Genomic DNA, 21,903 nt, shown 5'->3' with positions numbered 1-21,903 from the left:
AAGGAGGAATGGCTGTGTCAGGCAGAAAAGAATTATGTACACCGTTAAGAACGATTATGACACCGGGACCTGTAGAGGTCGATCCGCGTGTATTAAGAGTGATGAGCACGCCGGTTGTCGGCCAATTTGACCCGGCGTTTACCGATATCATGAATGAAACGATGGAGATGCTCCGAGAATTGTTTCAAACGAAAAACCGTTGGGCGTATCCGATTGACGGCACATCACGGGCGGGAATCGAAGCGGTGTTAGCGAGTGTCATTGAACCGGGAGATGACGTGCTAATTCCGATATACGGCCGCTTCGGCTTTTTGCTGACTGAAATCGCTGAGCGGTACGAGGCGAATGTTCATACGATTGAGTGTGAGTGGGGAACGGTTTTTGACCCTGACGAAATTATACGGGAAATGAAAAAGGTGAAGCCGAAAATTGTGGCGATGGTGCACGGGGAAACATCAACTGGCCGAATCCATCCGCTGAAAGCAATTGGAGAAGCGTGCCGTGCTCGGGATGTACTGTTTATTGTCGATGCGGTAGCGACAATTGGGGGCTGCGAGGTGAAAGTGGATGAATGGAACATTGACGCAGCTATCGGCGGTACGCAAAAGTGTCTGTCTGTTCCGTCTGGCATGGCACCGATTACATATAATGAACGGGTGGCAGATATTATTGCGGCGCGCAAAAAGGTGGAACGCGGAATTGCGACCCAGGCAGACAAGGCGAAGCTTTCCGGAAATCGCCCGATCACAAGCAATTATTTTGATTTGAGCCAGCTCGAGGATTATTGGAGCGAACGGCGGCTCAATCATCATACAGAAGCGACAACGATGCTTTATGCCTTGCGTGAGGGCGTGAGACTGGTGCTTGATGAAGGCCTTAAAGCACGTTTCGAGCGGCATCAGCACCATGAGGCCGCGTTAATAGCCGGGATTAAAGCGATGGGGCTGAAGCTGTTTGGGGATGAGAGCTGCAAAATGCCTGTTGTCACCTGTGTGCAAATCCCGGACGGCGTAGATGGAGAGTCAGTCCGCCATATGCTTTTGGCACAGTTCGGAATCGAAATCGCCAGCTCATTCGGCCCTTTAGCCGGGAAGATTTGGAGAATTGGTACGATGGGCTACAGCTGCAGACGGGAAAACGTACTGTTTGTGCTTGCCGGATTAGAAGCTGTGCTTCTCAGACACGGCGCTGTGATTGAAGCAGGAAAAGCACTTCAGGCTGCGCTTGATGTATATGAAAATGCTAAAAGCCAGACGGCGATTTAAAGAAAAAGCGTGCGGAATTCCGCACGCTTTTTTTACTTTTCGCTCTTTCTCCAATCTGATTTTCTCTGTTTGACTCTTTTTACAAATCCGTTTTCTCTGTGTTGCATTTTCTGACGGGGCATGAGTCATTTTATCTTTTTTCATCTATTCTTTATACACGGCCCTATTAAATGACGTTTTATTTCTTACGGCATTTTTTGAGAGGAGGATGCGGCATTGGAGTATTTTCACATGATTTTAGATGCGCTTCTGGAAGATCAGGATGAGGCTGTGCTGGCGACCATTGTTCAAGTTGAAGGCTCCGCATATCGAAAAGCGGGCGCCACTATGCTCTTTAAGAAAAATGGAGAAAGAATTGGCTTGCTCAGCGGCGGGTGTCTGGAAGAGGATTTATCCCAAAGAATCGGTGAGCTCGGCGATCAGCTGCCTACAGCGCTTATATCCTATGACATGCGGGCTGAAGACGATCTTTCATGGGGCATGGGAGTCGGCTGCAATGGCGTTATTCATATCTATGCGGAACGAATCTCTCAGGAAAAAAAGCGGCACTATGAAAGAGTAAGAGACTGCCTTTATGCAGGAAAAGCCGTAACAGCTGTTACACAGATTGAATTCTCACCGTCAGGGCGTTATCTGTTTTTGTCAGAGACCGGGCATTTTGGGCACTGGCCGGATGCGCCGCTTCAAGACATTCAACGCACTGCTTCAACGTTTCATTTGCCGCATTTTGATCGATCATCAAACATTTTTATTCAGCGTATTGAGCCAAAGCCGCGTCTCATTCTGTTTGGGGCGGGCCCAGATATGAGACCGCTCGCCAATTTGGCGGCTGAGAGCGGATTTTCTGTCATTGTGACAGATTGGCGGCCCGCGTATTGCACAGCCTCTCATTTTCCAAAAGCAGATCAGCTGATCACTGTCTTTCCGGAGCAGATGCTGAGTGAATTTGAATTTTCGCCTCAGGATTTCGCTGTTGTGGCGACTCACCATTTTCAGCACGATCAAGTCATCGTTAAATCCTTATTATCTCGAGACCTTCATTATATCGGGCTTCTAGGTTCTGAAAACCGCACGAAACGGCTGCTGAATGGAAAACAGCCGCCCGCTCATTTTTACAGTCCGGTCGGGTTGAAAATCGGCGCGGAAGGCCCAGAGGAAATTGCCGTCAGCATCGTTGCGGAAATCCTTCAAACACGAAAACGGCTGGCGGTTATATGAGCATTATCGGTGTATTTTTGGCGGCCGGAAAAAGTGAGAGAATGGGCACAAACAAGCTGGCATTGCCGCTAAAAGGAGAAACGATCGGATCGGCTTCATTAAAAGCAGCTCTATTATCCCGTCTTGACCATGTGCTGATTGTCGAGAGAACAGAACATGCTTCACTTGAGTGGATCGGGGAGCAATATTATTCACCGCCGTTTCTGGATCGCTGGAGCCTGCATGTCTGTAAAGAAGCGGAAAAGGGCCAAGGGCATTCTGTCAGCAGCGGGGTGAGAAAAGCGGAAAGCATGGGGGCAGACGGAGTCGTCATTTTGTTGGGTGACCAGCCGCAGCTTTCCGTCGACCATGTAAATGCCCTGATATCAAGGGCTCACGAATTGTTTGCCGTGTCAGCGTCTTTGCGTACGCTCAGTCCGCCTATTTATTTCTCATCCGCCTGTTTTCCATATGTAAAGGAGTTAAAGGGAGATGAGGGTGCTCGCAGGCTGCTCAAAAACGGACAGCTTGGCATCGGAACAGTAGTGGTAGTGAAAGAGTGCGAGGAACTGGAAGATATTGATACGCCGGAGGAATATGACACTGTTAGGAGGCGAATTCATGAACGTACAAGTGACGCAGGCGCGGATGAACATTCAATTATGGAGGCCGGCAGCGCTTGATGAGGCATTTTCTCTATTGGAGCAGTTTGCGCCAGATGTGTGTGCAGCATCGGGCAGCACGCTGCTCCAGCTCCAATGGGACAAAGGAATTCTTCCAAAAACGCATCTCATCAGTCTTGAAGCCATCGAAGAAATGAAAGGCATTACCGCTGATGACACCCACGTGTCGATCGGGGCGCTTACCACGCTGAATGAATGCAGAAAAAACAGCCTCATCAAGCGGGCGCTGGCTTGCTTATGTGATGCAGTTTCTGCTGTTGCAGCGCCGGGGATCCGAAGCCGGGCCACAATTGGCGGTAACATAGCGAGTAAAATAGGGGATTTGATTCCGCTCCTGCTCGTGCTTGATGCGGAGCTCATCGTTTATCAGAAGGAGCTTGTCAGGCTGCCGCTTGCTGAATGGATCTCCAGTGAAGCGTATCCACATGGAATCGTGACCCGTGTGATCATCCCGCGTCCAGAGGGAGATCGTGTGTTTTTCCGCAAGCTGGGAAGGCGGCAGGCATTTACCGGAGCGGTTGCTGTGACGGCAGGACGTTTACTGAAAGACAGTGACATTCGCCTCGCAGCGGGCCATGCTGATATCAGGCCGAAAAGATTAATAGAGAGCGAAGGGAAATGGATGGAGCCTGAATGGGAGGCACACGAACTGTACGAAACACTTATCAAGGAGCTGCCGTTTTCAGCCGATGCTTTCGTGTCAGCGGCATACAGAAAAAAGGCGGCTGCCAACGTCATCATGTCCGAGCTTTTGATTGAGGGAGGGGGATAAATGGGCATAAGCAAACCGTCAAGAATAAGGCCGGATGGAAGGGGAAAGGTCACGGGTGAATTGAAGTATATGACTGATCTCACCTTTCCGGGGATGCTGTATGGCAAAATCCTGAGAAGCGCTTATCCTCATGCGGAAATCGTGTCGATTTGCACAAAAAAGGCTGAAGAAATGGAAGGTGTGCGAGCGGTCGTCACCCATAAGGACGTTCCAGGTTTAAACCGTTTTGGGATCGTCATTCCTGACCAGCCGGTTCTATGCGAGGATAGAGTACGTTATGTCGGAGATGCAGTGGCGGCCGTCGCAGCAAAAACGGAAGACATTGCTGAAGCCGCGCTGGAGCTGATTCACGTGGTGTACAGGAAGCTGATGGTCATTGATTCTCCGGAAAAAGCGCTCGAACCAGATGCGCATATGCTGCACCCGGACGGGAACATCCTTCATCGCGCGTTTTTCTCGCACGGCGATGTGGAAGCGGGGTTCCAATCGTGTCACACGATTCTTGAAGAAACCTACGAACTGCCGCGGCAGATGCATACGTATATGGAAACGGAGGGGGGCGTAGCTGTTCCGGAACGTGACGGGGGTTTTACAATGTATGCTGGCACTCAGCACGGCTACAAGGACCGTTTTCAGCTTGCCCGCATTTTTGGTATTCCTGAAGAGAAGATTCGGGTTGTGTCGAGTCCGATGGGCGGCTCATTTGGCGGAAAGGATGAGCTGAATATTCAGCCGTATGCCGCGCTTTTGGCCCGTAAAAGCGGACGCCCGGTCAAAATTCATCAGACGAGGCAGGAATCTGTACGCTCAGGAATCAAACGCCACCCGATGAAAATCACGATCAAAACAGGGGCTGATCAAACAGGAAAGCTTCTGGCTCATGATGTGAAAATCATTGCCGATACAGGCGCTTACGCCACGCTGGGACCGGCAGTCCTGGACTTTTCTGCTGAGCATGCCGCGGGTCCGTACCGCATCCCTAATATCCGCACTGAAGGGATCTCTGTGTTTACGAACAATGGGGTGGCGGGAGAATTCCGGGGCTTTGGCGGCAATCAAATCACATTTGCGCTTGAAACCCATCTTGATCGCCTCAGCAGCATGCTCCGCATCGACCCGCTGGAGCTGCGAAGAAAAAATATCAGAAAACCGCATGACCCGGGGCCGCTTGAGCACCGGATTGCGCCCACTGACGGAGCGGCGCAGGTATTGAACGTCATTTCTGCATCTCCTATTCTCAAAAGAAAACATCAGACGTCTCGTTATAAACGAAGGGGTGTTGGAGCTGCGATCACCATGCATGGCGGCGGGCTTGGCTATGGCCGGATGGATGCCGCAGGAGGGCGTCTTTCCCTTTCAAGTGGCGGCAAAATCACGGCTTCATTTGGATTTGAAGAGTGCGGGCAGGGCATACTCGCCGCGATTGAACATATTGTCACCGAAGAGCTGGGCTGCGCGGCTGAGGAAATTTCCATTATCATCGGAGATACCGCAAAAGTGCCAAAGTCAGGCTCCTCCACAGCATCCCGCGGCACGAGCATGGTGTGGCACGCGATCCAGCGTTTGAAGAAACCGTTTCTAGCTCAGCTGAAAAAACGGGCCGCAGAATGGAGCGGTTGTTCAGCGGAAAACCTTACGCTCGGCTCCGCAGGCTTACGTGATCTATACACAAAAGAGCTTGTGGTGACGTATAGAGAGCTGGCTGAAAAAGGCCCTTTGACAGAGGAAACAGCATTCGATTTTCCGACAACGCCTGATCCTGTGGTCGGCGGCCATTTTCTCTACTCATTTGGAGCGGCTGCCGTTGAGGTGGAGGTTGATCTATTAACAGGCGATGTCAGAGTGATAGATTGTGAGCACGCCATTGCGGCAGGTCCGGTTGTCAGTCCGCAGGGTTATTTGGGGCAAATCGAAGGCGGCGCTGCTATGGCGCTCGGCTATACGCTGATGGAGGAAGCAAAAATGACGGACGGCCGTTACGCAGCGGAGAATTTGGATCAGTATGTCATTCCGGGAATCAAAGATGTTCCGGCAATGAAACTGACCGCGATAGAAGAGCTGATGGATGGTGACCCATATGGCCCGCGGGGTGTCGGAGAAATAGGGACGATCGCCATCACCCCGGCGATTGTAAAGGCCGTCCATGATGCAGTCGGCTGCTGGGTGAACAAGCTGCCGATTTCGCGTGAAGAGCTGCTTGATGCGATAGACAGAAAGGGGATAAAACAATGGACGTAAAAGAAGCAGGATCTTTCTCTGAAAGAAGGCAGCGGTTCCGAATGACTGTGAATGGAATAGCCCAGGAGGTTGATGCGGTTCCTACAGCTCGCTTGAGTGACCTTCTGCGGACGGAATTCCAGCTGACTGGAACAAAGATTTCCTGCGGAATCGGCCGTTGCGGAGCATGTTCTGTCCTGCTAGACAGCACGCTCGCCAATGCGTGTATGACCATGGCCTATCAAGCGGCCGGCCATTCGATCACAACCATTGAGGGGCTTCAAAAAGAAGAACTGGATATCTGCCAAACCGCTTTCCTGGAGGAAGGAGGCTTCCAATGCGGATATTGCACACCCGGGATGACGATTGCACTTAAAGCTCTGTTTCAGGAAAAACCGCAACCTACTGACGAAGATATTGAAGAAGGGCTGGCGGGCAATTTGTGCCGGTGTACCGGTTATGGAGGGATTATGCGGTCGGCTTGTAGGATTAGAAAAGAATTGAGCTGCGGGAAAAGGGAGTCATTGGACTTTTCCCGCAGCTACAGCAAAGCACCGGATATAATGAGCTGAAAGCTAAGCAAAGAACGAATACTGCTATCTAGATGGAGCTTGGCATAATATCGAATAAATTTTATATGTTAAAGAAGCATGCTATCAATGCCATTGCAACAGTCCTTGGAATAATCTAAGGGCTGTTTTTTCCTGAGACGTCAAAGATCTACAAAGTGAGTGAGCCTTAGTTCGGATATAGCCAAGGCTTTTTACACTGTTGTACTTAATTGTTGCGCGTTAAAATTGCAATGAATTAAAAGGGGGATGGAATAATGAATCTAAATAAAAATGGATTCAGAGGGGGTTAATCATGAATACGAATGATAAGAAGAAAGAAGTTCAACAAAAGTATAGATGAAGAAATTAAAAAGAAGACAAAAATGATTTTAAAGAAGCAGTTGTTGTCGTAACAATAATTGTAGTGTTTATCTTTTTGACCTATACACTTCAAGGATTTTAACAAAATGTTCCCTTTGCCCCTTGTGCTTTTTACCTAGTTGTGTTTAAAACTGGAAATAGATAATATTATCAATCTAGAAAAGAGGGAGAGATGATGAATAACTTCAATTGGTGGAAAATACTTTTACTAGCCTTTCTTTGTTCCTTGATTTTTTCTGTCGTCTTTGTCACTGTTCAACGGATTGACTTAATACTCAATCCACCGGAAGTACCTGTTAAATCGATTGAAAAAATCAAATAATTCTTTTTGGGGAACGGCCGCGTTGTGGGAAAACATCACGCTCTCATCTCATATTGTAATGGGGACAGAGAGTATGGTAATAGAAAAAAGAGACATAAGTTTCCTTTCTATGATGAAAAAGAAAATCTCCTTCTCCTGCATAGTGCCGAGTTGTCAGAGAACATCAGTCAATCAAAAGAGAAATACAGGAAAATCATTCGAGCAGGTATCGCCCAGTAGGTCAAGGATTTTCAAAGTGGCCATAATAAGGTGAATACTGTAGAAGCTTTAAAAAAGCTCATAGAGCTTCAGAAAGATGAGGATTTGTAGCAAGTATTATATCTCCCTGCTCAAAACGCTATAGCAAAACAAACGCCATAAAGGTTTCTTATGGCGTCTGACGGATATGGGGTAAGGTGAGTTCTTAATAGCCACCGAAGAAAGAAGTACCAACGATAATTAATAGGATGAATAGCACCACGATCAAAGGGAATGACCTCATAACTTCACCTCCCTTAAAAGAGGATAGTACATGATATGCTGGTGGAGATAACTTGATAGTGATGCTAGTTTAATTGATTTTAAATGATTTTTTAGTCTAAGTAGAAATAGAGAACGAAAAATTAATAACAAACTCAAATACGAGGTCCGGGGCGGGTGAGATGTAATGCCAAGACCACGGGATCCACGCAGAGACGAAGCTTTTCGTTTGTGGGAAGAGAGCGGCGGAAGCAAGAAGTTAAAGACAATAGAGAAGGTCTTTTATTTATGCAGTGATCCAGTAAACCCCTAAACATATGCGAAGCCCGCCTCATCAGCGGGCTTCCTCCTTCTTAACTCCCTCTATACACCTGATAACCAAACGGCGACAGTAAAAGCGGGATATGATAATCAGCTTCCGGATCAGAAAGATGGAAACGAACTGTTACAATCGTTAAAAACGGCTCAGCCGTGTTCGTTTTCTTTCCCGCAAAGTAATCCCCTGCATGGAACTCCATCACATACTCCCCCGACTTCAGCTCTTCTCCCGCAAGGAGCGGAGCATCGACTCGGCCGTCTTTATTCGTAAAAGCCCCTTTGATAAGAATAAGACTTTTGTCTTCGTACAACCGCTTCAATTCGATTTTGACGTTTGCCGCGGGTTTGCCGCAGGTTAAATCCAAGATATGTGTTGTCAGCCTCCCCATCAGGCATTCAGGCTCCCTAATGCTTCCCCAGCATTCCGTTTTACTTTCTCGGCGTCTTCTCTCGTCACGGTGAAACGCTGGAAACCGAATGGCGGGCGCGGTTCTGTGTAGACTTTTCCTTTTGTGCCCGGAATCTCTTCGACGACTGTATCCCATGTGTGATTTTGAGATTGGAAGCTGACATTCGTGAGCTGAGGGAACCTCATTAATATTCGGCATCCGATATGATAGATTAAGTTTTGAATGGAAGGAGTTTCGAGCTCGTGAAATACAGTGCTCGCTAAGTCACGGATTTGTTCAGCCGCCACGTAACGGGCTGGATCGGCGGCGTATGCATCCTCCTCATGTTCATAACGCCAGCTGATGTTTAAATAGACAAAGAGCGGACGATTGCCATCTTCAGGAAGAGTCGTATATTCGTCTCTGATAAAGCCGACGAAGGAGTTTCCGCTCACTTTGACAAGCTGGAGATCCGTGATTTCGCTGTATTGCTCCTTCATCGTTATCGTATCCCCAGTTCGTTCTGCTTTGAGCACCGACCGGGCGCGTTCATTGCGCGATCTTCTGAAGACAAGCTGGCTTATACCGAGCTCTTCATCCTCGTATGCAGGCATCGCTTCAAACGGAATGTCTTCACCTGTCAGAGTGATCGTATCCATATGAGAATAGGTGTCTAAAAATCTGTGAGCCACATAATGCAAGAAGCCCTCGGTGGTTGTTCCCTCATAGGAAGCGAGGTGGCGCTGAATAAAGTTTTTCATCGAATCCGTAGCCACGATAAGCGTATTATCTCCGTCTGTAAATGACGGCAAAAAGGCATCTCCGCCAATTTCGCATGTCACATCAATGCCAACAACTGTATTGGTTCTCCCTGTAAAAGAAGACTCAGGGATTTTCTTTATGCCTGTGAGCGGTTTTAAAAACGTTCGGTATGCAAACACATTTCCTTTGCCGTAAGACATGGTTCTTTTCATTTGAATCTCTCCTTTTTCTGTTATGATGTCCTCTAAACGAAAGCGGGCGATGCGGTATATTTCCTCAAGAGCCTGCTGGAATTCTGTTTCCGGTTTGTTCTTCAGTCTTGTCAGCAGAGCTTCGCGGATCTCCTGTTTCGTTTTTTCCTTTACCGCTAAAATAAAAGGAAAACCGAAGTTTTGAGAGTAGTCTTCATTTAGTTTGAGAAACTCCTCGTATTCCTGCTGTTCAAGCTTACTGAGCCCTGCGTGTTGCTGCTCTTTTACTGAGGAAGCGCTCATTGTTTTCTTGGTGCCGAGACGAGGGTGTTTGCAGATGAGCTCAAGCTGTGTCTTGCGGTCGGCAGCTTTTACAAAGCGGGACATTTTTTGATGCAAATCAGAAAGAGAGGAGAAGGGGCGCAGTGCCGCGGCTTCCTCCGCAACCCAAGCAGAGTGCTCAAAAATAGATCCGAGTGTGTCAGTCAGTGTTTGTCTATCCATTTGATTCAGGTCGTCAATTGTGAACATGAGCCATCTCCCCTTTACGTATTGATTTCCGCGCCATGGGGCTGTTTGCATTGAAAAAAAGTGTTCAATGCAATCGCGGTTAAGCTGCCAATGACAATGCCGCTTCCGGTCAACACGGAAGCTGCTCCCGGGAGAGAGGAAAACAAGGCGGGCACCGTGGTGGCGCCAAGCCCTAAGCTGACAGAAGAAGCAATGATCAGCAGATTGCCCTGTGTTTCAAAATCGACGCCAGAAAGCATTTTAATACCGTAAGAAATGACCATGCCAAACATAACGATCATCGCGCCGCCGAGAACTGCATTCGGGATCACGGTCGTCAATGCCGCGGCTTTTGGCATCAGCCCGATTGCCATCAGCATAAATCCAGTGATGGCAATGACATGGATGCTTTTAATTTTTGAAAGCTGAACGATGCCGACGTTTTGCGAGAAAGCCGTATACGGAAACGCGTTAAACAAGCCGCCCAGCACAATTGCAAGTCCTTCCGCACGGTAGCCTTTCCCAAGATCTTTCTCTGTTAGTTTCCGGTTTGTCATATCGGAAAGAGCAAAGTAAACACCCGTTGATTCAACAAGGCTGACAATCGCAACCAATAGCATGGTGAGAATGGCAGGCAGCTCAAAGGTTGGTGTGCCGAAATAAAATATAGAAGGAACATGAACCCAGGACGCCTCCGCAACCTCAGAAAGATCGACTTTTCCCATAAAGAAAGCGGCTGCCGTTCCAGCTGCAAGGCCGAGTAAAATCGCAATGGAGCGGATGAACCCTTTAAAGAAATAAAACAGCACTAAAATAAAGGCTGTAACGGCAAAGCCAAGCAGCACGTTGCCTAGTGAGCCGAAGTCTTTGCTGCCTTCACCGCCGGCCAGGTTATTCATCGCCGTCGGAATCAGGCTGATGCCGATAATCATAACGACTGAGCCGGTTACGACCGGCGGGAAAAAACGGACAAGCTTTCCAAAGAATCCCGCGGCTAAAACGACTATCAGCCCGGCTGCGATAATCGCACCGTAAATCGCTGAAACACCGTATATGCTGCCAATGGAAATCATCGGGCCGACTGCAGTAAACGTACAGCCGAGGACAACGGGGAGGCCGATGCCGAAATAGCGGTTTTTCCAGAGCTGTAAAAGAGTGGCTGCCCCGCACATAAACAAATCAATGGCAATTAAATATGTCAGCTGGCCCGCATTCAGCCCGATCGCAGCTCCGACGATCAGAGGGACGAGAATGGCTCCCGCATACATCGCCAGCATATGCTGAAGCCCAAGCATCAAAAGCTGAAAGGAATTTTGCTGTTCCTTCATCTCTATTTACACCTCTTTTTCTAAAACAAGTTTGTTTTCTAATACGGGCAGTTCTTCCTTCTGAACGATTTTTTCCTGTTTGGCGCGCAAACTGAAGAATAGGTTTAAAAAGATTGCAGTCAGGCTTCCTGTGATCATGCCGTCACTGACCAGAATGCGGATCGGAGCGGGAAACTCTGTGAAAATCGCCGGTACTGTGCTGGCGCCGATACCGAGTGCGATTGAGCAGGCGATGGTCAGCAGATGATATTGGTTTTTCAGATCCACTGTACTGAGCATTTTTACTCCGGAGGCGATAACCATGCCGAACATGACAACAGTCGCGCCGCCGAGTACAGCCGCGGGAACGGAGGAAGCAAGAGCGGCAAACTTAGGAATCAGACCAAGGAATAGAAGGATACAGCCCGCGGTGACGACGACATTTCTCGTTTTCACCTTTGTCAGCTGCAATAATCCGGCGTTTTGTGCAAATGTATTATAGGGAAAGGCGTTGAACAGCCCGCCTATCATAATGGCGATTCCCTCTGCCCGGTAGCCTTTGACCAGGTCTTTTTCAGTTAGAGGCCGGCCGCATATCTTTCCGATGGCGTAAAAAACGCCGGTTGATTCAACAATAATGACAATTCCGACGATCAGCATCGTGATGATTGGACCGATTTCAAAAGATGGAGCGCCGAAGTAAAACGGCTTCGGGATTTGGAAGAATGGGGCTTCAGATACAGATGAAAAGCTGACCTTGCCCATGACGGCAGCCGCCGCAGTGCCCGCAGCAATCCCGATCAGAACGGAAAGCGTTCGGGCAAACCCTTTGAGAAAGCGGTTGAGGACTAAGATCAGGATAAGGACGCCGACAGAAAGAAGAAGGTTTTCGAGCGAACCGTATTCGGGATTGGCGCTGCCGTTTACTTTTTCTCCACCAGCCATATTTTTCACACCTGTCGGAACAAGAGAAAGACCAATCAAGGTCACAACAGTTCCTGTTACGACAGGAGGGAATAACACGGTCAGCTTGCCGAAGAAACGGGCACACAAGAAGATCAAGACACCGGCTGCAATGATTGAACCGTAAATCGCTGAAATGCCGTAATTTGCACCAATTGCAATCATCGGGGTGACGGCCACAAACGAGCTGCCGAGCATGACGGGAAGGCCGATGCCGATGTACGCTCCTCGCCAGGTCTGCAAAAGCGTCGCGGCTCCGCATGTTAACAGGTCAATCGCCAATAGGTAGGACAGCTGTTCCGACGTTACATTCAGCGCTCTGCCGACAAGCAGAGGCACCAAAATTGCACCTGCGTACATGGCCAGCACATGCTGCAGGCCAAGAGTGAACACCGCAAACGGTTTTTGTTTCACTATAGCTCCTCCTTTTACATGTGAACTTTAGTAACATGATAGCGTGCCGTTTGCCAGATGTCATTGGGTACAGTAGCTGAAAAATAGGAGCGTTATTGCTGAAAGTAACGAAAAGCCATTTCTTTTGTAAGATAATGTGACAAATGCTAGCTGATCAGCCGCTGCATCCGCAAGGCAAGCCGCAACCGCATGGTCGTTTCGGGATCTTTTAAGCTTTTGCCCAGTAATTCTTCACACTTTTCGAGGCGGTAGATGACCGTATTGCGATGCACGTACAAGCGTTTTGCCGTCTCGGAAATCTGGCAGTGTGTCTCTAGATAGACAGACAGTGTGTGAAGCAGGCTTTGATCCTCCTGCTGCTTTTCAGCCAGGCTTTGAAGAGTGGAATTGTAAAATTTCTTCAAATCCTCAACCGGGAGCAGGCGGAGAAGCTCAGGTACATCTTTCGCGTGGTACACTTGGATAAACTCCGTGCTTCTTGATAAATGTCCTGATTGGAGAGCGTCAGACGCTTCTGTGAAAGCGTCCGGAACATCGATCAGCTTTTGGCAAATGTTGCTGATGCCAAAGGACAATGTCCGTTTAAATTGGTTTTTAACCTGTGCCTGAAACTGTTCTAAAAAGCTGATCACCGAGGCGTGCATTTCACTCCAGCTGTCTGTCGCTTCGATCAGCAGAATGCCGACATTTCCTTTAATAAAGAGGTGAGGCGGAAATGGGAAGGCAGACAATTCGCCTTCGAGAAATTCAAATACACTGTCAGAGGCCAGCTGATTTTCAGTAAAGCTGATCGACCTGTCATTCCGGTCGAGCTTTCCGGCGATGCACATATATTTTTGATCCCAGCTGAGCTTAAATTCTTTTGCCCGGTTTTTGATTTCGTCGTCTGAAGAGAACGACCGCTCGATAAAATTACTGAAAAATTCATTCCGCGCCCGCCGGCTGTATTGCTTCAGCGCGTTTTCCTTCAGCAGCTCAAAGGAAATCACGTTTGCAGCCTGTTCAATGGTGAGAATCAATCCTTTATCAGCGGCTTGGATCATTTCCGGTATCAGCAGGTAGCCGCAGCTTTTTTCGTGATTATAGATAGGAAGGACAGAATATGTTTTCTGATTCGAGATCGAAGAGAAACAAGTGAAAAACGGTCCGGACACGGTGTGCAGCGTGCTTTTGAGCTTTTCGGTTTCAACTGAAATCTGATGAGAGGCAGAAAGCATTTTGGCATGCTGGTCAAGGAGCAGCACGGGAAGATGAAGGAGGTCTGATACCTTTTTGAGCAGAGATTGCAGCCCCTTGCCGCTCATAATGTGGTTTGTGAACTTTTTATGTGCGTAAATGGCTTGCTGAAGCTCGTTTGAACGCATGTCAAGAATGTGGCTCAGCGTGGCATTGACAATGTCTCCGAGGCGTATATGCTCAGGGAGCTCGATAATCGGAAATGCGTGTGAATCGGCCAGGTCGATGATTTCTTTCGGGATATCCTCCAGGTAGCGTTTTGTTTTAATGCCGAGACCGGCACAGCCGCGTTTTGCCATTTGCCGAATCAGCTCTGATAACTGGTGAGGATTGTCCTTCAGGTGATATGCGGTGGTGACGAGCAGCTCGTCTTTATGCAAAAAATCCGCGATATCAGGAGCATCCATCATGTTGACATGCTGAACCTCTCTTTCTCCTCCCGCTTTTCCCGCAATTAAGACTGCATTTTCGTAAGCCGGTATTTTCATCACATCAAAAATATTCATAGCTCAATCTCCTTTTCTTGCAAAAAATAATCATTGGTTAAGATGAATAAATTTCATTATTAATTCTAGCTGTTTTGCTGATGTAATACGATCATAGTAACAGTAAAATGTTGAAAATAGACTGAATGTGTTACATAAACTGACATAAAAATTCATCATCATACAGGGGAGGGATCAGTATGGCTTACGATTTGGTGATAAAAGGAGCGAAGGCAGTCACGCCGGATGGTGTTAAAGAAGCTGATATTGCAATGAAAAACGGGATCATTGCCAAGATCGGTTCTGCAATTGAAGCAGAGGGGGCACCGGTTGTGGAGGCTAGCGGTCAATATGTTTTTCCGGGTGCGGTCGATTGTCATGTTCATTTCAACGAACCCGGCAGAGAGGATTGGGAAGGGTTTGAAACGGGCTCACGGATGATGGCTGCAGGCGGCTGCACCACTTATTTTGATATGCCGCTGAACTGCATTCCATCCACGGTGACGGCTGAAAACCTTCTCGCAAAAGCTGAAATCGGCAGGCGAAAATCGGCGGTGGATTTTGCGTTATGGGGCGGCCTTGTGCCCGGTCATATTGATGACATACATCCAATGGCTGAAGCGGGTGCGATAGGATTTAAAGCATTTTTATCAAAATCAGGCACAGAGGAGTTTCGCTCTGTTGATGAACGGACCTTGCTTAAAGGCATGAAAGAAATCGCGGCCGCAGGAAAAATCCTTGCTCTTCACGCAGAAAGCGATGCGATCACAAGCTTTTTGCAGATGGAATGGGCGAATAAAGGGAAAGTGAATGCAGATGCATACGCGGCCTCCCGCCCGGAGGAAGCCGAAGCTGAAGCAGTGTATCGCACGATTCAGTATGCGAAGGTGACAGGCTGTCCAGTTCATTTTGTCCATATCAGCACGGCGAAAGCGGTCCGGCTGATCAGAGAGGCGAAACGGGAAGGGCTTGATGTTTCGGTCGAAACATGCCCGCATTATGTTTTGTTCAGCCATGACGATTTACGGGAAAAGGGCTCTGTCGCAAAATGCGCCCCTCCGCTCAGATCGCAGCCATCAAAAGAGGCGTTAATTGATACGCTGATCGCAGGGGATATTGACATGGTGTCCTCGGACCACTCCCCTTGCCGTCCTTCTCTGAAGCGGGAGGATAATATGTTTTTGTCATGGGGCGGAATCAGCGGCGGGCAGTTTACTTTATTGGCCATGCTTGAACTGGCCCTTGAGCGGGACATTCCATTTGAAACCATTGCTGAATGGACAGCGGGGGCACCCGCGAAGCGATTCGGCCTTCAGCAAAAAGGGCGGCTTGAAGAGGGACGGGACGCGGATGTCGTTCTCGTCAGCATGGAGCCGTACACAGTCACAACAGAGACGATGTTTGCAAAGCATAAGCAGAGCATTTATGAAGGACATACCTTCCCCTGCCGCATCTCATCCACCTACAGCAGAGGACGGTGCGTGTACAGTGATGGGGAGAAAGCAGACAGCGGAATTGAGGGAGCGCTGGTCGTTCCTTCGTAAACCCGGCAGATTGAAATCTGCGGGGTTTTTTTATGTCAGTGACTTTGGTTTTTAAAAATCAAGCATCGTGGTATCTTTTTAAAAAGGGGGCTGCGATGATGGAACACGTCAAACACATACTAAACCAATCATGGTCGCTGCATACGAGTTCCAAATGGACGAAAGAATGCCCGGCATGCGGCCAATGCGGCGTGACGGCATTGGTGGTACAGGAGCAATTCGGGGGCGATATTTTCAAAACAAAGGTCGGTGAGAGCTGGCACTTTTATAACAGCATAAATGGGGCTGTGTATGACTTTACGAGTGAACAGTTTCAGGAGCCTATTGTGTACCAAAATATCCCTTCCTCAAGAGAGGAGGCGTTTTTGGATACCAATGAGGAACAATATCAGCATCTGCGCTCAGCGTTTTTCCGCAATATGAACAGCATTTCCGAGGAAACCTGAAAACGCGTGTGATAAACTGGAAGAGAGGTGAATGATTGTGATTTATATCGGACTGACGGGATGGGGGGATCATGACAGCATTTATCCGCCGAAAACGCCCAGCCAGAAAAAATTGCAGGCCTATTCCTCCCATTTTCCGATCGTGGAAGTAGACGCGAGCTTTTACGCGATTCAGCCGGCGCGCAACAATGAAAAGTGGGTGAAGGAAACACCGGAAACCTTCCAATTTATCATTAAAGCGTACCAGGGCATGACGGGGCATCAGCGCGGCGACATTCCGTTTGACTCGAAAGAGGAGATGTTTGATGCTTTTAAGCTGTCCTTAACGCCATATTTACATAGCAATAAGCTCGCCATGGTGCTGTTTCAATTTCCGCCGTGGTTTGACTGCAAGAAAGAAAATGTCGCTTATTTAAGATGGTGCAAAAATCAAATGGGTGATATTCCTTGCGCGCTTGAGTTCAGAAACCGCTCCTGGTTTTCACCGCCATTTTATGAGCAGACGCTTTCCTTTATGAAAGCGGAAGGCTGGATTCACAGTGTCTGTGACGAACCGCAAATCGGCGAGGGAAGCGTTCCGACTGTTTTGCGGGCGACCGATGAAAACAAAACGCTCGTCAGGTTTCACGGACGCAACAAGCAGGGCTGGATGAAGCCCGATGGCGGGAAGAACTGGCGTGAGGTCAGATATTTATACCGCTATAACAAACAGGAGCTGGAAGACTGGAAAAAGCATCTGAACGCATTGCAGCAGCAATGTAAAGATGTATTTGTCCTCTTCAACAACAATTCCGGCGGAGACGCCGCGGATAACGGCAAGCAAATGCTTGAACTGCTTGATATCGAGTACTCCGGACTTTCTCCGAGACAGCTCGGTTTATTTTAGAAAAGAGGTTTTGATTGATGTCGTTTGTGATTTTGGTCGTACTGGGATTTATTGCGGGTACGGTAGGAAGTTTGATTGGACTCGGCGGCGGGATTGTCATCGTTCCGGCCATGATGTTTTTAAGCGCGGTGACGCCGTATTTTCAGGATGTGACGCCGCAGGTCGCCATCGGTACTTCGCTTCTGGTCATTATTTTTACGGGTCTTTCCTCAACTTTGGCTTATATTAAATATAAAACGGTTGATTATAAAAGCGGGCTCATTTTCTTTATCGGTTCAGGTCCCGGCAGCATAATCGGGGCCTATGTATCAAAGCTTTTTAATTCCAGCTCGTTTTCTATTTGGTTTGGCATATTTATGATTCTTATTTCATTATCCTTAATGCTGAAAGCGAAGGCGCGGCCGGTAAACAAAGAGCACAGAGGAATAATACGGACTTTTCAGGATGATGCCGGAGAGCCCTATACTTACTCGTATCAGGCGTCTGTCGGGATTGCCATCGCCTTTGTTGTCGGCTTTTTAGGCGGGCTCTTTGGAATAGGCGGCGGCTCGCTGATGGTTCCGGCCATGATGCTGTTATTCCTGTTCCCGCCAAAGGTTGCGGTGGCAACGTCCATGTTCATTATTTTCCTGTCTTCTATGACAGGATCTGTATCACATATTATGTCCGGGCATGTGAATTGGCTGTACGCCCTCGCGCTTGTGCCCGGCGCTTGGTTCGGCGGAAAGCTTGGAGCCGCCATCAACCGAAAAATGCAGACGAAAACGATCGTCATGATCATGCGGATCGTATTAATTTTGATCGGCTGCCAGCTCATTTATGAAGGCATTTTCAGCTGAACGATTAGGAGAGAATGGTATGAAAGAGAAGCTCCGCTTATATCACACAAATGATTTGCACAGCCATTTTGAAAATTGGCCAAAAATAACAGATTATATTGAGCATAAAAGAAAAGAACATCAGCTGCACAGCGAAGAGACGACGCTCGTTTTTGATATTGGTGATCATATTGATCGTTTTCATTTTGTGACTGAGGCAACATTCGGAAAAGCGAATGTAGACCTCTTAAACCGTCTTCAAATTGATGGAGCGGCTATCGGCAATAACGAGGGAATTACGCTTCCTCATGAAGAGCTTGCTTCTTTATATGATCATGCTGAGTTTCCCGTTATCGTCTCTAATCTGTATGACAAAAACGGAAACCGCCCGTCCTGGGCGGTTCCTTACCATATCAAAACATTGAGAAACGGCATGACCATCGCTTTGTTAGGCGTAACGGTGCCGTATTATCCCGTCTATGACAAGCTGGAATGGACTGTTACTGATGCGCTCGAAAGTATAAAAGAAACCATACAGGAAGTGAAAGGGCAGGCTGATATCATCGTTCTCCTGTCGCATTTGGGAATTCTTGACGATCAAGCGGTTGCTGAAGCAGTTCCGGAGATAGACGTAATCCTCGAGTCTCATACTCACCATCTGCTTGAAAATGGACAGATGGTCAACGGTGTATTGCTTGCCAGCGCTGAGAAATACGGAAACTATGTCGGCTGTGTAGACATCACGTTTGACAGCGAAAAGCGAAAAATCATCAGCAAAACAGCGTCTGTTCAAAATGTGGCGGAATGGACAGGGGAATCGGCGGAAACCAAAGCATTTCTTGAGGAAAAAGAACGTGAAGCCGAGGAAAAGCTGTCCGTTGCCGTTGCGGAGCTTGCGCAAGATGCTGAAGTCAAGTGGTTTGAAGAATCCGAGTTGCCTTTACTTTTGGCATATGCGTTAAAGGAATGGTGCGGAGCCGACATCAGCATGGTGAATTCCGGCGTCATCCTCGGACCGCTTAAAGCCGGCCCGGTGACGAAGCTTGACCTGCACCGCATCTGTCCTCACCCCATCAACCCGGTTACTGTCCGCCTGACGGGAGAGGAACTGAAAGAAACGATTCTCCATGCTGCTTCAGAACAGGTGGAGCAGCTTCGAATTAAAGGATTGGGCTTCCGGGGAGAAGTGATGGGGAAAATGGTGTACGCGGGTGTCGATGTCGAAACGAAACGCTTGGATGACGGAATCACGCATGTCACACGGATCACGCTGAACGGGGAAGAGATTGAAAAACATAAACAATACTCCGTTGCGGTTCTCGACATGTTTACGCTCGGCAGGATGTTTCCGATCATCCGCGACGCCGCAGAAAAAGAATATTTTATGCCGGAATTTTTGCGGGATCTGCTTGCCTGGAAGCTTGCACAATAAGGAAGTCAGCCCACAACAAGCCGTGCCCTTCATCATAAAGTGATAAATGAAGGGAGTTGATTGACGTGGTAAATCTGACACCGATTATGATAGAAGGACAGCCTTTTACAGCTGTGACAGTAAAACTTCCAAAAACAAATTTCATGGCAGTCTCCAATGATCACGGATATATTATGTGCGGCGCGCTTGATGTGGCGCTGCTGAATGAAAAATTAAAGGAGCGTGGAATTGTGGCGGGACGGGCGGTTGGTGTACGAACAATTGACCAGCTGTTAGACGCCCCTTTAGAATCCGTCACCTATGCCGCAGAGGATCTTGGCATTCATGCCGGCATGAGCGGCAGAGAAGCGCTTTTAAAAATGGTGAAATAAAATAAATTGGCCCGGCTATTACTATGTCCCCCCTTACAAGCATACATTGTGATATGTAAGGGGGGATTTTCTTGCCAAGATATCGCGGCCCTCTTCGCAAGAGAGGACCTTTGCCTTTCCGGTACGTGCTGTTGCTGTCACTCGTATTTTTTATCATATCGACAACAGTCAGCCTTTGGATGATCAACGGCTCTATTAAACCGGTATTAATGAGCATCGGTGAAATGGAAACGAAGCGTGTGGCAACTGAGGTGATTCAGGATTCCATTGAGGATTATATGTCTGACAGCGAAAATATGAAAGATATGTTTCAAATGAATTCTGATGAAAACGGAAATTTAACGACAATCGATTTTAATACACAGGTTATAAACAGTGTGAAAACAAAGGTGACAAAGCAGCTTCAGTCTCATCTGAAAGAGATGGAAACCCACACGGGACACAGCGGTGCAAGTGAAAATATTATGATCAACATCCCATTGGGACAGGTGACAGGAAACAGCCTTCTTGGAAACCTAGGCCCGAAAATTCCGGTCCGGTTCAATTTGATCGGTGACGCCTTTACGGACGTCAAAACAAAAATAAAGCCATACGGCATTAATAACGCACTGATTGATATCAGCATCTTTGTAGAAATTAAAGTGAAGGTCATCATCCCGTTCGCAAGCAAAACGGCCGTGGTCACCAATAATGTTCCTGTATCAATTAAAGCAGTGCAGGGCGAAGTCCCGCAATTTTATAACGGAAGCGGCGGTTCAGGTGTTACGCCTTCTGTCCAGCTTCCAAGCAGCAAAGAAGAAGAAAGCCATGATTCAAAAAATGAAAAAAACAAAAAATAAAGCCGCCTTTTCATGAGGCGGCTTTCGTCATTTCTTTTTCTTGTACTCATAGCGCTCCCACGCTCTCAAATGAGGATAAGGATCAAACGACCATTCCGTTTTTCCATTATCCTTATACATGCCATAGTGCAGGTGCGGCGGAAATTTTCCGGCTGTGCCGGGCGGGCCGTATCCTGAGCTGCCGACTGACCCGATCACTTGGCCGGGCTCAACGATCTGCCCTGGTTTAATGCCTTTCGCAAACCCATTGAGGTGGGCGAAATAATGATACGTATTGTTAATATCTCTGATGCCGATTCTCCATCCTCCAAAGCGGTTCCAGCCTTTCATTTCAATGACGCCGTAACAGGTGGATTTTACAGGAAGGCCATAATGGGCAAAGATATCCGTTCCTTCATGAATCCGCCTTCCTCCAAAGCCGCGGGCGTCCCCCCACGTGCTGCGATAGCTGTAATCCGTTCTGATTGGAAGCGGAAACGCATGCTCGCCCAAATCAATATGACCGTATGCCTTAAACAGCTTCATGAACTCGGATATGATTCCCACTGTTTGATCACGGCGGTAGTAATTCCAGAGCCCGATGCGGATATTTTCCTCATCTGTGCCGTACGACAGCAGATATTGTGCGAATGTATACAAAATGTCTTCGTCATTGCTGACTTCGGCTTTCCCATCGCCGTCACCGTCCATTCCGATTCCGTCAAACACTTTTATGCTTAACGGTGCATCGTCTTTCGGATTCGGGTTTTCTGGTCCGCTCCAGATTTCATCCGGTACATAGATGCTGATGATTCCCGTTTTGTCAGGCAGATCCTTTCTGTTGCTCCGCACATTCTCCTCGTATTGATCAACAGCGGCTAGCGCATACCAAGGAATCTGCGTCACAGCTTCGACTTTATGATATAATTCCATCCGTTTAGAAAGCACCGGATCTGAAAGCTCTTTTCCAGACGCAAAAGGTTCAAATGCAAACAAAAGGAGAAGAAGGACAGATAACACAACTTTCACAAAATAATCTCCTTTCAATATTGAATACACATAGTTTGCGGCAACCCGGCGAGAAAATGTCAGTAATCATCTTCCCTTGTCGAGAAATTTTTCCTATGTTAAAGTGTCTAAAGAAAAGACTTTCTTTAGTTAGAAAA

At 47.9% G+C, this 21,903-nt stretch carries 20 protein-coding genes and 2 pseudogenes; 15 read left to right on the top strand and 7 right to left on the bottom strand.

Annotated features, from left to right (window positions below):
- The first annotated feature begins 14 nt into the window (after positions 1 to 14).
- From HC660_RS16375 to HC660_RS21295, 7 genes and pseudogenes are all read left to right on the top strand, one after another.
- Positions 15 to 1,265, top strand: a complete 1,251-nt coding sequence (locus HC660_RS16375) for a pyridoxal-phosphate-dependent aminotransferase family protein (RefSeq protein ID WP_168748680.1) — start codon at positions 15 to 17, stop codon at positions 1,263 to 1,265.
- Between the two features lie 231 nt (positions 1,266 to 1,496).
- Positions 1,497 to 2,483: an XdhC family protein gene (locus HC660_RS16370; RefSeq protein ID WP_425321670.1), complete on the top strand. Its 987-nt coding sequence runs from the start codon at positions 1,497 to 1,499 to the stop codon at positions 2,481 to 2,483.
- Positions 2,480 to 3,145: a xanthine dehydrogenase accessory protein PucB gene (pucB, locus tag HC660_RS16365; protein ID WP_168748678.1), complete on the top strand. Its 666-nt coding sequence runs from the start codon at positions 2,480 to 2,482 to the stop codon at positions 3,143 to 3,145. The genes HC660_RS16370 and pucB overlap by 4 nt, the downstream gene beginning before the upstream one ends.
- Entirely contained in the window at positions 3,084 to 3,917 is an 834-nt protein-coding gene (pucC, locus tag HC660_RS16360; RefSeq protein WP_168748677.1) for a xanthine dehydrogenase subunit C, read from the top strand. The genes pucB and pucC overlap by 62 nt, the downstream gene beginning before the upstream one ends.
- Entirely contained in the window at positions 3,918 to 6,155 is a 2,238-nt protein-coding gene (pucD, locus tag HC660_RS16355; RefSeq protein WP_168748676.1) for a xanthine dehydrogenase subunit D, read from the top strand.
- Entirely contained in the window at positions 6,146 to 6,706 is a 561-nt protein-coding gene (pucE, locus tag HC660_RS16350; RefSeq protein WP_168748675.1) for a xanthine dehydrogenase subunit E, read from the top strand. The genes pucD and pucE overlap by 10 nt, the downstream gene beginning before the upstream one ends.
- A gap of 755 nt (positions 6,707 to 7,461) precedes the next feature.
- Positions 7,462 to 7,697 (top strand): annotated as a pseudogene (locus HC660_RS21295) (hypothetical protein).
- A 94-nt stretch (positions 7,698 to 7,791) separates the two neighbouring features.
- Here the strand turns inward: HC660_RS21295 and HC660_RS16345 are convergent.
- Entirely contained in the window at positions 7,792 to 7,869 is a 78-nt protein-coding gene (locus HC660_RS16345; protein ID WP_072175780.1) for a YjcZ family sporulation protein, read from the bottom strand.
- A gap of 165 nt (positions 7,870 to 8,034) precedes the next feature.
- Here HC660_RS16345 and HC660_RS16340 point away from each other — a divergent pair.
- Positions 8,035 to 8,151, top strand: a pseudogene (locus tag HC660_RS16340) (phage terminase small subunit-related protein); the annotation flags it as partial.
- A 49-nt stretch (positions 8,152 to 8,200) separates the two neighbouring features.
- On the opposite strand, the gene uraH reads toward HC660_RS16340, so the two are convergent.
- The 5 genes from uraH to pucR all read right to left on the bottom strand — a co-directional run bounded on the left by uraH (position 8,201) and on the right by pucR (position 14,443).
- A complete protein-coding gene (uraH, locus tag HC660_RS16335) occupies positions 8,201 to 8,554 on the bottom strand; it encodes a hydroxyisourate hydrolase (protein WP_168748674.1) in 354 nt (117 codons plus the stop codon).
- Positions 8,554 to 10,038: a factor-independent urate hydroxylase gene (pucL, locus tag HC660_RS16330; protein ID WP_168748673.1), complete on the bottom strand. Its 1,485-nt coding sequence runs from the start codon at positions 10,036 to 10,038 to the stop codon at positions 8,554 to 8,556. The genes uraH and pucL overlap by 1 nt, the downstream gene beginning before the upstream one ends.
- Positions 10,039 to 10,052: 14 nt before the next feature.
- A complete protein-coding gene (locus HC660_RS16325) occupies positions 10,053 to 11,345 on the bottom strand; it encodes a nucleobase:cation symporter-2 family protein (protein ID WP_168748672.1) in 1,293 nt (430 codons plus the stop codon).
- A gap of 6 nt (positions 11,346 to 11,351) precedes the next feature.
- The gene (locus HC660_RS16320; protein WP_425321669.1) at positions 11,352 to 12,647 is read right to left on the bottom strand and encodes a nucleobase:cation symporter-2 family protein; all 1,296 of its coding nucleotides are present in this window, start codon (positions 12,645 to 12,647) and stop codon (positions 11,352 to 11,354) included.
- Positions 12,648 to 12,847: 200 nt separating this feature from the next.
- The gene (pucR, locus tag HC660_RS16315; protein ID WP_168748670.1) at positions 12,848 to 14,443 is read right to left on the bottom strand and encodes a purine catabolism transcriptional regulator PucR; all 1,596 of its coding nucleotides are present in this window, start codon (positions 14,441 to 14,443) and stop codon (positions 12,848 to 12,850) included.
- Positions 14,444 to 14,622: 179 nt separating this feature from the next.
- On the opposite strand from pucR, the gene HC660_RS16310 reads away from it, so the two are divergent.
- The 7 genes from HC660_RS16310 to yunB all read left to right on the top strand — a co-directional run bounded on the left by HC660_RS16310 (position 14,623) and on the right by yunB (position 20,758).
- Entirely contained in the window at positions 14,623 to 15,966 is a 1,344-nt protein-coding gene (locus HC660_RS16310; RefSeq protein WP_168748669.1) for an allantoinase, read from the top strand.
- Between the two features lie 98 nt (positions 15,967 to 16,064).
- Positions 16,065 to 16,412, top strand: a complete 348-nt coding sequence (locus HC660_RS16305; protein WP_010331754.1) for a YunG family protein — start codon at positions 16,065 to 16,067, stop codon at positions 16,410 to 16,412.
- Positions 16,413 to 16,449: 37 nt separating this feature from the next.
- Entirely contained in the window at positions 16,450 to 17,298 is an 849-nt protein-coding gene (locus HC660_RS16300) for a DUF72 domain-containing protein (protein ID WP_010331753.1), read from the top strand.
- A gap of 17 nt (positions 17,299 to 17,315) precedes the next feature.
- Complete coding sequence (locus tag HC660_RS16295) at positions 17,316 to 18,137, top strand: sulfite exporter TauE/SafE family protein (RefSeq protein WP_168748668.1); 822 nt, start codon at positions 17,316 to 17,318, stop codon at positions 18,135 to 18,137.
- A 19-nt stretch (positions 18,138 to 18,156) separates the two neighbouring features.
- On the top strand, positions 18,157 to 19,548 hold the full coding sequence (locus HC660_RS16290) for a bifunctional metallophosphatase/5'-nucleotidase (RefSeq protein WP_168748667.1): 1,392 nt from the start codon (positions 18,157 to 18,159) through the stop codon (positions 19,546 to 19,548).
- Positions 19,549 to 19,613: 65 nt separating this feature from the next.
- Positions 19,614 to 19,919 carry a YunC family protein gene (locus HC660_RS16285; protein WP_010331750.1) on the top strand — a complete coding sequence of 102 codons (306 nt, stop codon included), beginning with the start codon at positions 19,614 to 19,616 and terminating at the stop codon, positions 19,917 to 19,919.
- Between the two features lie 71 nt (positions 19,920 to 19,990).
- On the top strand, positions 19,991 to 20,758 hold the full coding sequence (gene yunB, locus HC660_RS16280; RefSeq protein ID WP_010331749.1) for a sporulation protein YunB: 768 nt from the start codon (positions 19,991 to 19,993) through the stop codon (positions 20,756 to 20,758).
- Between the two features lie 27 nt (positions 20,759 to 20,785).
- Here yunB and lytH read toward each other — a convergent pair whose 3' ends face one another.
- On the bottom strand, positions 20,786 to 21,766 hold the full coding sequence (lytH, locus tag HC660_RS16275) for an L-Ala--D-Glu endopeptidase (RefSeq protein WP_168748666.1): 981 nt from the start codon (positions 21,764 to 21,766) through the stop codon (positions 20,786 to 20,788).
- Positions 21,767 to 21,903 lie beyond the last annotated feature (137 nt).

This window comes from Bacillus mojavensis, assembly GCF_012648005.1.
GTDB classification, from domain to species: Bacteria; Bacillota; Bacilli; order Bacillales; family Bacillaceae; genus Bacillus; species Bacillus mojavensis.
The sequence above is the reverse complement of the archived record's forward strand: the minus strand, read 5'-3'. Positions and strand labels throughout refer to the sequence as shown.